At 47.0% G+C, this 12428-nt stretch carries 15 protein-coding genes and 1 riboswitch; all 15 genes read left to right on the forward strand.

What is annotated here, in order from left to right:
• The first annotated feature begins 42 nt into the window (after window positions 1-42).
• Window positions 43-609 carry a manganese efflux pump MntP gene (locus KIK04_RS11970; RefSeq protein WP_232278443.1) on the forward strand — a complete coding sequence of 189 codons (567 nt, stop codon included), beginning with the start codon at window positions 43-45 and terminating at the stop codon, window positions 607-609.
• A 66-nt stretch (window positions 610-675) separates the two neighbouring features.
• Window positions 676-1257, forward strand: coding sequence for a low molecular weight protein arginine phosphatase (locus KIK04_RS11975; RefSeq protein ID WP_232278708.1), 582 nt, complete (start codon window positions 676-678; stop codon window positions 1255-1257).
• A gap of 42 nt (window positions 1258-1299) precedes the next feature.
• Window positions 1300-1380, forward strand: a riboswitch (ZMP/ZTP riboswitch).
• Between the two features lie 212 nt (window positions 1381-1592).
• The gene (rpiB, locus tag KIK04_RS11980; RefSeq protein WP_232278444.1) at window positions 1593-2051 is read left to right on the forward strand and encodes a ribose 5-phosphate isomerase B; all 459 of its coding nucleotides are present in this window, start codon (window positions 1593-1595) and stop codon (window positions 2049-2051) included.
• A 44-nt stretch (window positions 2052-2095) separates the two neighbouring features.
• Entirely contained in the window at window positions 2096-2740 is a 645-nt protein-coding gene (locus KIK04_RS11985) for a TIGR01440 family protein (protein ID WP_232278445.1), read from the forward strand.
• Window positions 2741-3025: 285 nt separating this feature from the next.
• Window positions 3026-4276 carry a serine hydroxymethyltransferase gene (glyA, locus tag KIK04_RS11990; RefSeq protein ID WP_232278446.1) on the forward strand — a complete coding sequence of 417 codons (1251 nt, stop codon included), beginning with the start codon at window positions 3026-3028 and terminating at the stop codon, window positions 4274-4276.
• A gap of 153 nt (window positions 4277-4429) precedes the next feature.
• Window positions 4430-5488: a glycine-rich domain-containing protein gene (locus tag KIK04_RS11995; RefSeq protein WP_232278447.1), complete on the forward strand. Its 1059-nt coding sequence runs from the start codon at window positions 4430-4432 to the stop codon at window positions 5486-5488.
• Between the two features lie 354 nt (window positions 5489-5842).
• Entirely contained in the window at window positions 5843-6472 is a 630-nt protein-coding gene (upp, locus tag KIK04_RS12000) for a uracil phosphoribosyltransferase (RefSeq protein ID WP_232278448.1), read from the forward strand.
• Between the two features lie 54 nt (window positions 6473-6526).
• Entirely contained in the window at window positions 6527-7690 is a 1164-nt protein-coding gene (wecB, locus tag KIK04_RS12005) for a non-hydrolyzing UDP-N-acetylglucosamine 2-epimerase (protein ID WP_232278449.1), read from the forward strand.
• A gap of 175 nt (window positions 7691-7865) precedes the next feature.
• Window positions 7866-8108, forward strand: a complete 243-nt coding sequence (locus tag KIK04_RS12010; protein ID WP_232278450.1) for an AtpZ/AtpI family protein — start codon at window positions 7866-7868, stop codon at window positions 8106-8108.
• The gene (locus KIK04_RS12015) at window positions 8101-8475 is read left to right on the forward strand and encodes an ATP synthase subunit I (RefSeq protein ID WP_232278451.1); all 375 of its coding nucleotides are present in this window, start codon (window positions 8101-8103) and stop codon (window positions 8473-8475) included. Before KIK04_RS12010 ends, KIK04_RS12015 begins: the two co-directional genes overlap by 8 nt.
• Window positions 8476-8510: 35 nt before the next feature.
• On the forward strand, window positions 8511-9320 hold the full coding sequence (atpB, locus tag KIK04_RS12020; protein ID WP_232278452.1) for a F0F1 ATP synthase subunit A: 810 nt from the start codon (window positions 8511-8513) through the stop codon (window positions 9318-9320).
• A gap of 104 nt (window positions 9321-9424) precedes the next feature.
• Window positions 9425-9649: a F0F1 ATP synthase subunit C gene (atpE, locus tag KIK04_RS12025; RefSeq protein WP_232278453.1), complete on the forward strand. Its 225-nt coding sequence runs from the start codon at window positions 9425-9427 to the stop codon at window positions 9647-9649.
• 134 nt (window positions 9650-9783) lie between these two features.
• Window positions 9784-10269, forward strand: coding sequence for a F0F1 ATP synthase subunit B (gene atpF / locus KIK04_RS12030; RefSeq protein ID WP_232278454.1), 486 nt, complete (start codon window positions 9784-9786; stop codon window positions 10267-10269).
• A complete protein-coding gene (locus tag KIK04_RS12035) occupies window positions 10266-10814 on the forward strand; it encodes a F0F1 ATP synthase subunit delta (protein ID WP_232278455.1) in 549 nt (182 codons plus the stop codon). Before atpF ends, KIK04_RS12035 begins: the two co-directional genes overlap by 4 nt.
• Window positions 10815-10849: 35 nt before the next feature.
• Window positions 10850-12364, forward strand: coding sequence for a F0F1 ATP synthase subunit alpha (gene atpA / locus KIK04_RS12040; RefSeq protein WP_232278456.1), 1515 nt, complete (start codon window positions 10850-10852; stop codon window positions 12362-12364).
• The last annotated feature ends 64 nt before the right edge of the window (window positions 12365-12428 follow it).

A 12428-nucleotide genomic window follows, 5' to 3' on the forward strand; every position in this document is an offset into this window, starting at 1 on the left:
CCGCATAGGTTGAAATAGATAATGGGACGAGGAGAGAGAGCCATGTGGGAGACGATCGAGTCGGCGGGACAGTGGACAACGATAATCATTATGGCTGTTGCGCTTGGATTCGATGCTTTTTCACTCTGCTTAGGCATCGGGATGAGAGGAGTACGGCACATATATGCTCTTCGAGTTAGCTTCGTTATAGGCATGTTTCACATATTAATGCCGTTAATTGGTATCCTTACAGGTGTGTATATGACAGCTGTGCTCGGGAACATGACTACCTTTGCCGCAGGCGGCTTGCTCATCATGCTCGGGATTCATATGCTATATAGCTCTTTAAAAGGTTCTTCATCGGATTGGATTGATATTAGTACGCTCGGAGGCATGTTTCTTTTCGCTGCCAGCGTTTCCGTAGATGCTTTTTCCGTGGGTGTGTCATTAGGGCTTTACCGTTCCGATCTATGGTTGACGATCTGTGCCTTTGGTTTGTTTGGTGGCTTGATGTCTGTGCTTGGATTAATGCTTGGCAATCGCATCGGACAGCGGCTAGGTGAATATGGTGAGGCAGCGGGCGGTGCTATTTTGTTAGCCTTTGGTGTCTTGTTTTTGTTTCCCTCTTGAAAAGGGTAAAATATATACAACTCGATCTAGCTACTTTGTAAAGCAGGACGGAGGGAGATTTGCATGATGAATCGAATATTGTTTGTCTGCACCGGAAATACGTGTCGCAGCCCGATGGCGGAATCATTATTGCGCAAGCTGGCGCAGGAACGTGGTATTGAGGTGGAAGTGAAATCAGCAGGCGTGGCCGCTTGGAACGGCACTTCGATGTCGGAGCATGCTGCTCAAGTACTTAAGCAGTATGATGCTTCCAATGATTCTTTTCAATCCACGAGTGTGAATCAAGAAGATATTCAGTGGGCTGATTTAGTACTGACCTTAACAGTAGGACACAAGCAGCAAGTGCTGTATCAATTTCCAGAAATGACGGACAAGACGTATACCTTAAAGGAATACGTCTTAGATCATAAACAGGCAGAGCAAGCACAACAAGCGTTGCAGGCGCTAATTGCTGATTTGCAATTAAAGTTATCGCTTGGCACACAGCCAACAGAAGAAGAGCGGGCACAACTGATTGAATTGCAGCGACAGTGTCCCAATTTAGATATTTCGGATCCTTTTGGCGGCTCGCTTGAACAGTATCAAGCAACAGCTGCGGAAATTCGAGCGATGGTCGAATTATTGTTAGATAAGCTTGCGAAAAAATAATTGCGTTTCCTAAGGCAATGCGCTATGATCAAATGCAAACGCAAGGTTCGATGTAACTGGCGACGGAAGTGGGCAACCACGGTGGAGCATCGAACGATACGGCCGGTCGCCTGGGCAAAAGAGCAGTGTATGACATTAGTCATGCTATGCTCTTTTTTTCGTCTTTACGTAAAAAATTCGCTATAATAAGCCTATAGCTTGGTCATGAATAGCCGTGCAGATGGATACGAACTTGGACTTGGATGAACTAGTTTATCGTTCCGTATTGCGTTAGTGCTGTTAATGAATGGTTATGTTACACGTATAGGTTACGATTTTGATTGGAGGATGAAAAGATGAAAGTTGCAATTGGAGCAGACCACGGTGGCGTGCGTCTGAAAAATGATATTATCGCTGTTATTCAGGAGCTTGGACATGAGGTTATCGATGTGGGATGCAATTGTTCCGATTCCGTAGACTACCCGGATTATGCTTTACCTGTAGCTGAAATGGTTGCAAAAGGTGAGGCAGACCGTGGCATTTTGCTATGCGGTACAGGCATTGGTATGTCGATCGCAGCCAACAAAGTGCCAGGTATTCGCTGCGCACTTGTACATGATTTATTTTCCGCGCAAGCGACGCGTGATCATAACGATACGAACATGCTGGCGATGGGCGAGCGTGTCGTCGGTCCAGGACTGGCGCAAGAAATCGCGCGTGTCTGGTTATCGACAGAATTTAGCCAAGGTGAACGCCATATGGGTCGCCTTCGTAAAGTGTCGGAAATCGAACAGAAGTACATTTCCACAACATAAACACCAAGCCACATAGATGCTTCATTTAGCGGGAGGTGGTCAGGATGAATGATAACAACAGCAGCATTGACCATGTTGAAAATGAGCTTAAGCGTTCCCGTGATGCACAATCCGCTGAGCGTGTTGAGCAAGTGACAGCAGCAGCGGAACGTGCAGCACGAACGCTTGTAGAGGCGGCTGAGCTAAAGTCCGGCCAAATCGTCGTCATCGGATGCAGTACGAGTGAAATCATCGGCCGTCGCATAGGAACGTCAGGAGCTATCGAGATCGCACAGCAACTGCTGGCAGGCTTCGATGTACTGCGCACGGAATATGGGCTCCATGTCGCATATCAATGCTGCGAGCATTTGAACCGTGCATTAGTCGTAGAGCGGCGGACATTGGACATGTACCGCCTCGAAGAGGTGGCAGCAGTTCCGGTGCCGAAAGCGGGTGGCTCTATGGCTGCAAGTGCATACCTGCACTTGCCAGATGCTTGTCTGGCGGAGTCTATTTCCGCACATGCGGGCATTGACATCGGGGAGACGCTTATTGGCATGCACTTGCGTCACGTTGCCGTACCATTGCGTACTGAGGTGCGCTTTATTGGTGAGGCACGCGTCGCGATGGCGCGTACGCGTCCGAAGCTTATTGGCGGTGAGCGGGCCGTCTATCAGCTGCCGCAGGATGCAGCGGGCAACTGTGAATAAGCATTTGCAATAAGCACTCGAATATCCATTCGAATAAGCACGCGAATAACCGTAAGAATGCGCATGTGCATGTGCATTTGTGATATCGCGCTGAATCATTCAAATGGCACAGCATCAACATGGATACAATCACCTTCAGTAGTTTGCAGATCTGTCAACAGAATGTATGGTGTTAGTGTAGGAAATCGGTCTACACTGTAAAACATTCAGCCTTCGCTAGATCTTATCGTTTTCGACTATTGTCGAGAGAAATCCAAATCAGTAAATTATTTGGGAGGGAATTAAATGGTAGATCATTTGAGAAAAGCAGACCCTGCAGTACTTGAGGCAATGAACTTGGAGCTTCAACGTCAACGTGACAACATCGAATTGATAGCATCTGAAAATATCGTCAGCGAAGCGGTTATGGAAGCAATGGGCACAGTGCTGACGAATAAATATGCGGAAGGCTACCCTGGTAAACGCTACTATGGCGGCTGTGAGCACGTTGATATCGTCGAAGATATCGCACGCGACCGCGCTAAAGAGTTGTTCGGTGCAGAACACGTCAACGTACAACCGCACTCTGGCGCACAAGCGAACATGGCTGTTTACTTGGCAGCATTGAAACCTGGTGACACGGTGCTTGGCATGAACTTGGCGCACGGTGGACACTTGACGCACGGTAGCCCAGTTAATGCTTCTGGCGTTCTGTACAACTTCGTTGCATACGGTGTGGACGAGCAAACGTTCCGCATCGATTACGATGAAGTTCGCAAATTGGCATTTAAGCATCGTCCGAAAATGCTCGTGGCAGGTGCAAGTGCATACCCACGCACGATCGACTTTGAAGCACTTGCTGCCATCGCTAACGATGTAGGCGCATTGTTTATGGTTGATATGGCGCATATCGCCGGTCTTGTTGCTGCGGGCTTGCACCCTAACCCAGTACCACATGCACACTTCGTTACGACTACGACGCACAAGACATTGCGTGGTCCACGTGGTGGTTTGATTATATGCCGTAAATCATGGGCACAAGCGATCGATAAAGCTGTGTTCCCTGGTACACAAGGCGGCCCGTTGATGCACGTTATCGCGGCGAAAGCTGTTGCGCTTGGCGAAGCATTAGATCCGTCCTTCAAGCAGCACGCGGAGCAAGTGGTGAAGAATGCTCAAGCATTGGCAGAAGGCTTGATTGCGGAAGGCTTGAACCTCGTATCCGGTGGTACAGAGAACCACTTGATGCTTATCGATACACGTAACATTAACATTACAGGTAAAGACGCGGAAAAAGTGCTCGACTCTGTCGGCATTACAGCGAACAAAAACGCGATCCCGTTCGATCCGACAAGCCCGTTTGTAACGAGCGGTATTCGTCTTGGTACGCCAGCGGCGACTTCACGCGGTATGGATGAAGCAGCAATGCGCACAATCGCTAAAGCTGTTGCTATGACGCTGAAGAACCCGACAGACGAAGCGACACTTAACACAGCGCGCGGTCTAGTTCGCGATCTTACAGCGCAATATCCGTTGTATCCTGCGCTTAAATATTAATATCATTAACAATTGAGAACCCGAAGGTGGTTTTGCTATTACAGCATAGCCATTTTCGGGTTTTCTTTTTGACACATCTCTTCCCGAATTTCCCAAATGCAATTACAATGGAGAGGAGAAATGATTTTGTAGAGGCGAAGGGGGAAGGTGCGGATGACTTCAATCATGGGACTAATAATTTCGATTGTAATTATTTCTGTTCTTGTAATCCTTTATTTGTATAGGGAACATACTAAACGAAGAAATCGCCAACTTGTCTTTAAAGGAAACCCACCTCTGCATCTTGGCGTAGACAGGGAGCATCCTGTATATCCTTTAGTTGTGCGTTATGAGGAGGCATGGCCTGCTGGCTTTGCAAATCATTTGCGTACGCGGACATTCGCTGAGCACCCAGAGATGTCAGTTGCGGAATACAAATGGCGCAAACTGGAGCTGGATCGTTTTTTTATCATTAGCGGTATTTTGCGTGAGTCGCATATGTTTAGCATAAAAGTAGATGATTTATGGCATGAAATGCTTATGTTCACAGAGGAATACGACAGCTGGTGTCAAAATTATATAGGTGTTAAACTTCACCACCGCCCAAACGTTGCTGCGCAATTAGAGCCAATGCCACATGCACGGGCATGGTTTGATTGGGTGTATAGCCAGTTGTTTGCGCATACACCGTATACGGAGGCGATATGGGGGGAGTTTTTCCAATATCGAATGGACTCTAACATACTTCAGTTATTGGAGTCGAGTACAACAGAGCGCTCCATGACATCTACAGCCGGACAGCTTTTTCATCCCGTGACCTCTGTCACGATTGAGGAAGTAAGTACAGCGGTCAATTATTTAGTGAGCCAAGCTAGAACAAGTATAGAATCAGCGAAATTATCCAATTGGGAGTCTGATCTTGAAGGCAGAGGGAATAATGTACACCGAAAGTCTTGTAGCTGCTCGGATTGTTCCAATAGTCGCGATTTAACTTGGGCAGCAACAATCATGCTAATCATATCTTGGAATATGACAGACGATAATGACTATGAAAAAGCAATGCAGCCTTTCTTGGATGATATAAGCAATGATCAGCATAAGGCGGCCACGAGCACGTCCAGCTGCGGTACTGCATATTCATGCTCGTCCCGACCATCAAAATCACCTGTCTCCTCGTGTTCATCAGATGGAGACGCATCCCCCGGCTGTGGATCGGGCTGCTCTAGTGGCTAATCAGGCTTGAATGGGAACGTGTACGGGTACGCGGGCAATAGAAATGTGATTATAGAATTATGAATGTAAAAATGTAAGGATGTAAAAATTAAAGGATCATACCCAAATGAAGAGGTCGATGCGACAAGTGCAGCGGCCTCTTTTTTACGGATTATGTATAACGATCTTCAGGAATGCTTACAAATAGTAAAGCACACGATCAGCAGATAAAGACGATAATTATCAGAAGTTGGCCGAAAAGTGATGTCGAACACGTGCAGTCCTAGGTTGTCAATGTTATAATAGACCCTGTTTACAACAAGGACCATTTTGGTCGTGACGAGAAGAGAGTTTATAGCGGAGGGACATTGTTCTATGAGCAAAGTGATCATTTGCGATCATCCATTGATTCAGCACAAGCTAACATTAATTCGTGACAAGCGCACGACGACAAAAGAGTTTCGTGAGTTAGTTGATGAAGTTGCCACGTTGATGGCATATGAAATTACACGTGAGTTGCGTCTGCAAACGATAACCGTCGAGACTCCTGTAGCAAAAACAGAGACGAAAGTTATCGCTGGCCGTATGCTCGGTTTGATCCCTATTTTGCGCGCAGGTCTTGGTATGGTAGACGGTGTCGTTAAGTTGATCCCCGGCGCGAAAATCGGTCATGTAGGCTTATTCCGTGACCCGGAAACGTTACAACCAGTTGAATATTACACAAAGCTTCCTACTGATGTACACGAACGTGAGCTTATCATCATCGATCCGATGCTTGCTACGGGCGGTTCAGCAATTGCTGCTGTCGATGCGTTGAAGAAGCGCAACTGCACGCAAATGAAGTTGATGTGTCTGATCGCAGCTCCAGAAGGCGTAAAGCTGTTCCAAGAAGCTCATCCAGACGTAGACATCTATTTGGCTGCACTTGATGAGAGATTGGACGATCATGGCTATATTGTGCCAGGCCTTGGCGATGCAGGTGATCGTCTATTTGGCACGAAGTAATATTGTATAGTGCATAAGCTGGCGACTGAATTAGAGCTAACGGAGGACAGATTCATGTCTAAAATTAAAGTAATGACGGTGTTCGGCGTTCGCCCTGAAGCGATCAAAATGGCACCGCTTATTTTGGAATTGCAAAAACATCCCGAGCATATTGAATCCATCGTGTGCGTAACAGGACAGCACCGCCAGATGTTAGATCAAGTGCTTGAAATTTTTAATATTAAGCCCGATTATGACTTGAATATTATGCAGCAGAGCCAGACGTTGAACGATGTTTCAATTCGTGTCCTACAAGGCTTGCAGCCGATACTGGAAGAAGTGAAGCCGGACATCGTACTTGTACATGGTGACACATTGACGACGTTCCTAGCTAGTTACGCGGCATTCTTGCAGCAAATCAAAGTAGGTCACGTCGAAGCTGGCTTACGTACGTGGGACAAGCTGTCTCCGTACCCAGAGGAAATGAATCGTCAATTGGCAGGCGTCATTGCTGATTTGCATTTTGCGCCTACCGATTGGTCGGCTAACAACTTGCGCAAAGAAAATAAGCAAGAGCCGCAAATCTATATTACAGGTAATACAGCTACAGATGTGTTCCAGTACACGGTTCGTAACGATTACACGCACGAGGTGTTGGATTGGGCTGAAGGCAAGCGCCTTGTGCTGATGACAGCGCATCGTCGTGAGTCCCAAGGTGAGCCGCACCGTAACATTTTCCGTGCTGTTCGTCGCATTGCGGACGAGTTCGAAGACATCGCCATCGTATATCCGGTGCATCCGAGCCCGGCTGTACGCGAGCCTGCGCATGCCATGCTTGGCGATCACCCGCGTATTAAACTTATCGATCCGCTAGATGTTGTAGATTTCCACAACATTTATCCACATACGCACCTAATCTTGACGGATTCGGGAGGTATGCAGGAAGAAGCGCCATCATTCGGTATTCCGGCGCTTGTGCTTCGCGACACGACAGAGAGACCAGAAGGAATCGAAGCGGGTACGTTGGAGTTGGTTGGCACAGATGAGGAGAAAGTTTACGCTCGTACGAAGGCGCTCTTGTCGGATGAAGCGACGTATTCTCGCATGAGCAGAGCAGCTAATCCGTACGGTGATGGCAAGGCGTCACAGCGCATTGTCAGTGCGATTTTGCACAGTTTCGGCGTGCAAAGTGAACGCCCAGATTCATTTCACACAACGTTCACAAATGAAGGGCGATAACACTCCTGCCTAGCCACAGTAGAGCATACAGTTATACTGTACGGTTATGCGAGTGCGAAAATTACACAATTTACACGAATTGCTGTTGTTTTTGACTAAATAATAGCAATGAATTGAATTGACAAGATCTGAATGGTTTCAGTACAATGAACTGGGATTAAAAGGATGGGTGATTATGGTCAAATCATCAAAACCGAAGCGTGCGTTTGGCCCATGGCAAGCTATTGGCTTAACGAGCGCGATCGGTGTCGAGATTGCAATTTGCACCGTCGGCTCTTTTTATCTCGGTTCTTGGCTGGATCATCAATTTGATTCAGGCAAGCTATGGACTATTGTCTGTTTTCTTATCGGATTATTCGGAAGCATCTTTGGTATAGTTATGCTAATTAAGAGTTTGCTGGAGGAGACAGATGGATGAATTTACGTCGCCTGTGCGTAAAGTCATTCGCATTGGATTGTACGCGATTGCTGCGTGTGTCCTGTTCGGAGTTGTGGCAGCACAATACCGCACAATTGCGAATGGACTGGCATTAGGCATAGTGGTCAGCTTAATTAACACTTTCCTCCTAGCTAAGAAGATTCACATTATCTCACACATGGTAGAAACAGGACAGCATCGTCGGGTGAATCTAGGATTTATTACACGAGCTTCCGTTGCCATCTTAGCTATGCTACTAGCGTATAATAACGCTTACATGTTCAGCGTAGTCGCAACGATGTTTGGATTTCCGTTTGCTACATTGGCGCACATGGTGCTTACAATGTTTGCTATTCGCAAGAAGTAACCATTACGCTACATAGTAGAAAGGGGTGAGAAACTATGCACGGAACACCGATAATTGAGCTGTTCGGTTTGCGGTTCGACCTTTCAGTTCTTATCATGTTGCTCGTTACTTGCGTCACCGTATTCACCATTGCGAAAATTGCTACGCGCAACTTATCAGTCGAAAATCCAGGGAAAATGCAAAACGTCTTGGAAATGATCGCGGAATTTATTCGCGACATGATATCAAGTACGATGGATTGGAAAAAAGGGAAAGTGTACCTCTCCCTTGGGATGACGCTCATTATGTTCGTCTTTGTGGCTAACGTACTGGGATTACCTTTCGCTATCGTAACAGAGCACGACCGACCAGGAACATTCTTTGGACAAGAGATTGTTTCTACTAATGATGCCGCGTTTGAAAAAGCGAAGGCAGCACTTGAAGCTAAAGGCAAGGACCCAAGTGAGGCCCACATTGGACTTCTTTGGTGGAAATCGCCAACAGCTGATGCTTCCGTTTCGATGGGCTTGGCATTTATGATTTTCTTGCTTGTCCACGCTTTAGGCTTGTTCACAAATACGAAGAACTACCTGAAACACTATTTCCAGCCGTCAATTTTGTTCTTCCCTATCCATTTGATGGAGGTTGTTGCGAAATTGCTCACACACGGTATGCGTCTCTTCGGTAACATTTTTGCCGGTGAGGTACTCATAAGCGTCTTGATAAGCGCTGGAGCATTTGCAATTCCAGGTCTCGTCGTATGGCAAGGTTTTAGTATTTTCGTCGGAACTATCCAAGCGTTTGTATTTACGATCTTGACGATGGTTTACATCGGCCAATCGATAAATACGCACGAGGAGCATTGATGCTAGCGTTTAGATCGACTGCGAGACTACAAGTTTCGTAGCTTGATTTAAAGTAATAAATCAGTAATCATTAATCATGATAAATTTTAAGGAGGATACACAAGATGGGTGTTTTAGCTTATGTAGCGGCAGCTATTGTCGTAGGTTTGAGCGCATTGGGCGCAGGTATTGGTAACGGTATTATCGTAGGTAAGACAGTTGAAGGTATTGCTCGTCAACCAGAACAAAAATCCGCTTTGCAAACAACAATGTTTATCGGTGTTGGTCTCGTTGAAGCAATTCCTATCATCGGTGTTGTATTGGCGTTCTTGTTCTACCTTGGAGCTTAATAGAATGGCATAAAGATTGGCGGGGAAGGCGACGGTCATCCGCGCCTTCCTTTTAAGAGGGGCGGGTCACGTTTCCGCCCGTACGTATGTATTTAGAAGAATGAGCGATTCGCTTCGGAAAGGAGTGACGTAGTTTGCATTTTGAACCGACATCATTTGTACTCGCGATTATCGCGTTCCTTATTTTGTACTTTTTGCTTAACAAATATGCTTTTGGGCCATTGTTTGCTGTTATGGAAAAACGCCGTGAATTGGTGAAGCAGCATATCGATGAGGCGGCTAATAGCCGTGCTCAAGCTCAAGGATTTGTGGATGAGCAGAAAGAAGCGCTTGCTGCAGCACGCAAAGAAGCTTATGACATCATTGAGCAAGCTAAACAAACTAGCGTTCGTCAAGCGGATGAAATTGTTGCTAAGGCGAAGAGTGAAACAGTTCGCTTGAAAGACGAAGCTGCTCGCGATATCGTAAGCGAGAAAAACAAAGCAGTTGCCGAGTTGCGTAACGAGGTTAGCAGCATGTCTGTCGCTATTGCTTCCAAAATTATTGAGAAGCAGTTGGACGAGAAGGAACAGGCACAATTGGTTAGCCAATACCTGAAAGAGGTAGGGGAAAAACAATGAGCCAAGAAACTGTTGTAGCGAAACGCTACGCTAAAGCATTGTTCGAACTCGCTCAAGAACGTCAGGCGGTTGCTGAAACGGAGCAGCAGTTGAAGCTTATCGCTGAATTGCTGCACGCAAATCGTGAACTGAAATTGTTGTTGACGTCACCAAATGTGAATTTGGCTGACAAGAGCAGTGTGCTGAAAGGTGCACTTCAAGGACATGTATCTGACTTTGTACTGAACACGTTGGATATGTTGATTGAGCGCGGCCGCATCCATGCTCTGCAAGATGTGGCGAATAGCTATGTCCGCATCGCGGGTGCAGCTATTGGTTTGGTAGACGCGGAAGTTACATCCGCTTACGCTTTGAGCGAAGAGGAGAAGCAAGTTGTTGCATTCCAATTTGGCAGCACATTGGGCAAGTCAGTGCGAGTGCATAACGTAGTGAATGCTTCTATCCTTGGCGGAATGCAAGTTCGCATCGGCGACCGTCTTTACGATGGCAGCCTGTCTAGCAAATTGACGCGCATGGAAAAGACGTTGAAATCTCAAGCACGGTAGTTGATATATAGCACGGTAGAATGGGGTGAAGCGAATTGAGCATCAGACCTGATGAAATCAGCACGCTGATTAAAAGTCAAATCGAGAACTATAAATCTCAAATCGAAGTGGCAGAAGTCGGCACCGTCATTCAAGTCGGTGATGGTATTGCCCGCGTACACGGTTTGGAAAATTGTATGTCCGGTGAGTTGCTCGAATTCTCCAACGGCGTTATGGGTATGGCGCTGAACTTGGAAGAGAGCAACGTCGGTATCGTTATTCTTGGCCCGTACAAAGATATTCGCGAAGGAGACCAAGTGAAGCGCACAGGCCGCATCATGGAAGTTCCGGTTGGCGAAGCTTTGCTCGGTCGCGTTGTAAACCCGCTTGGTGAGCCAGTAGACGGCAAAGGGCCGCTTAACACGACGGAATTCCGTCCAATTGAGTCCCCAGCTCCTGGTGTAATCGACCGTAAATCGGTTCATGAGCCAATGCAAACAGGTATTAAAGCAATCGACTCGATGGTTCCGATCGGCCGCGGTCAACGTGAGCTTATTATCGGTGACCGTCAAACAGGTAAGACGACAATTGCAATCGATACGATTCTGAACCAAAAAGGTAACGGCGTAAAATGTATTTACGTTGCTATCGGTCAGAAGCAATCGACGGTTGCACAAGTTGTAGAAACATTGCGTCGTCATGGCGCATTGGACTACACAATTGTCGTAACAGCTTCCGCATCCGAGCCGTCTCCGCTTCTGTTCTTGGCGCCGTACGCAGGTTGCGCAATGGGCGAATACTTTATGTACAAAGGCGAGCACGTGCTTGTCATCTATGATGACTTGACTAAACAAGCTTCCGCATACCGCGAGCTTTCGTTGCTTCTCCGTCGTCCTCCGGGCCGTGAGGCATATCCGGGTGACGTATTCTACTTGCACTCCCGCTTGCTAGAGCGCGCAGCGAAGCTGAGCGATGCAAACGGTGGTGGCTCTTTGACGGCGTTGCCGTTCATTGAGACACAAGCGAATGACGTATCGGCATACATCCCGACAAACGTTATTTCGATTACAGATGGACAAATCTTCTTGGAGTCCGACTTGTTCTACTCCGGTCAACGCCCAGCGGTTAACGTTGGTCTTTCCGTATCGCGTGTAGGTGGAGCGGCTCAAATCAAGGCGATGAAAAAAATTGCTGGTACGTTGAAGCTTGACCTCGCACAATATCGCGAGTTGAAAGCATTCTCCCAGTTCGGCTCTGACTTGGATAAATCGACATTAGCGCGTCTTAATCGTGGTGACCGCTTGATGGAAATCTTGAAACAAGGTGTTAACCAACCACTTCCGGTTGAGAAGCAAGTTGTTAGCATTTATGTGGCAACTAAAGGCCACCTTGATGATATTCCATTGAATGACATCCGTCGCTTCGAGCAAGAGTTCTTGGTATTTGTCGAGAGCAACCAAGAAGCTATCTTCCAATCGATTCGTGATACGAAAGATTTGACGAAAGAGAACGAAGAAGCGCTTGTAGATGCGGTAACGAAGTTCAAAAAAGGCTTTGCCGTTTCGGCTTAACGATACAACATAGCGCATGAGCCGGGGCCGCCTGATGGATGTCCCGGCATGCGCATTGAAGAAG

Source organism: Paenibacillus sp. 481 (genome assembly GCF_021223605.1).
GTDB lineage: Bacteria > Bacillota > Bacilli > Paenibacillales > Paenibacillaceae > Paenibacillus_B.